Consider the following 1,513-nt stretch of genomic DNA (forward strand, 5'->3'; position numbering starts at 1 on the left):
GCACGCCACCGGGCGGCGGGCTGCCCGGCGGCGCCGCCCGGGCTCGCCGGGCTCAGCCGATGTCCGGGGGGTCCACCCGGATCTGCACGGGTGTCCCCTCCCGCCGCGTCAGGCGCGCGACCTGGGCGGTCTTGAGTGCGGACGCCATCGCCCCGCCGGAGCCCGGCGGCACCCGCACCAGGGCGCGCACCCACCGCTCACCCACCGGCGGATCGCCGGTCCGGCGTGGCCGGCCCGGTTCGATGACCGGGAGCGGCACGGGGCCCAGCACCTCGGCATCCGCCGGAAGTCCGGCCTGCGCGAGCAGCTCGGCCACGGCCTCGGCCCGGCCGCTGACCGCCGCCATCCGCGACACCGGCGGGAAGCCCAGCTCGGCGCGCTCCGCCAGCTCACGCACCGCGAACCCGGCCGGATCCCAGCGCACCAGCGCCTGCACCGGCCGCATCGTCGGTTCGGCCACGATCAGCACGCTGCCGTCCTCCTCCTGCCCCCGTACGAGCGCCGCGGCCGCCAGCCAGCGGCGCAGCGCCTCCTCTCCCGCCCGCAGATCGGGGCGGCCCAGCAGGGCCCAGCCGTCCAGCAGCAGAGCAGCCGCGTAACCCGCACCCTCCGCGACCGGTTCCGCTCCCGGGGTGGAGACGATGAGCGCCGGCGCGTCCGGGACGCTCCGCAGCACCTGGTCGCGCCCCGATGTACGGACGGGCACGGCCGGAAACGCCCGTCCCAGCTCCTCCGCGGTGCGCCGCGCGCCGAAGACCTGCCCGCGCAGCCGGGTGGCGCCGCATTCCCCGCAGTGCCAGTCCGGTGCCGTACGGGCGCACCAGCCGCAGCGCAGCAGCGCGCCCTCGCCGGTCGCCTCCAGCGGCCCGTGGCAGTGCGGGCACCGCGCCGGCGCCCGGCACCGTTCGCACGCGAGCCGCGGCACGTAGCCACGCCGCGGTACCTGCACCAGCACCGGACCGCGCCGCAGCGCGTCGCGGGCCGTGCTCCAGGCGAGGCTGGGCAGCCGCGCGGTGCGCGCGGCCTGGTCCCGCGCCTCGTCGAGGTCGCCGACCGTAAGGATGCGGGGTGCCGCCACGCGCACCGTGTCGCGGGCGGCGGCGAGCGGCCGCGCCCAGCCGGTCTCGACCAGCTGCGCGGCCTCGACGGTGCAGCCGTGCCCACCGAGCAGAAAACCCGCCTGCTCGGTGACCGCGCGCTGGAGGAGCACCTCACGGGCGTGCGGCTGCGGCGCGCGCTCGTCACTGTGGCTGCTGTCCCCGTCGTCCCACAGGACGGCGAGACCAAGATCACGTACGGGCGCGAACATCGCCGCACGCGTCCCGACCACCGCCCGCACCGCACCGCGGCTCACCGCGAGCCAGCGCCCGTACCGCTGCTCAGACCCGGACTCGGCGGTCAGCAGCACGTGCCGCCCAGGGCCGAGCAGCGCGGTCAGCGCCGCGTCGACCCGCTCTGCCGCCCGTCCGTCCGGCAGCACCGCCACCGCGCCCCGCCCGGAGGCGAGCGTGGC

Annotated in this window: 1 protein-coding gene; it reads right to left on the reverse strand. The window is 78.3% G+C overall.

Features of this window, described 5'->3' with window-relative positions; all coding sequences use genetic code 11:
* Positions 1-52: 52 nt before the first annotated feature.
* A partial coding sequence (locus ACRDP3_RS17395) for a primosome assembly protein PriA (protein ID WP_431517873.1) occupies positions 53-1,513 on the reverse strand: 1,461 nt, incomplete at its 5' end.

The sequence above is a fragment of the Streptomyces sp. genome (genome assembly GCF_050698815.1).
Lineage (GTDB): Bacteria > Actinomycetota > Actinomycetes > Streptomycetales > Streptomycetaceae > Streptomyces.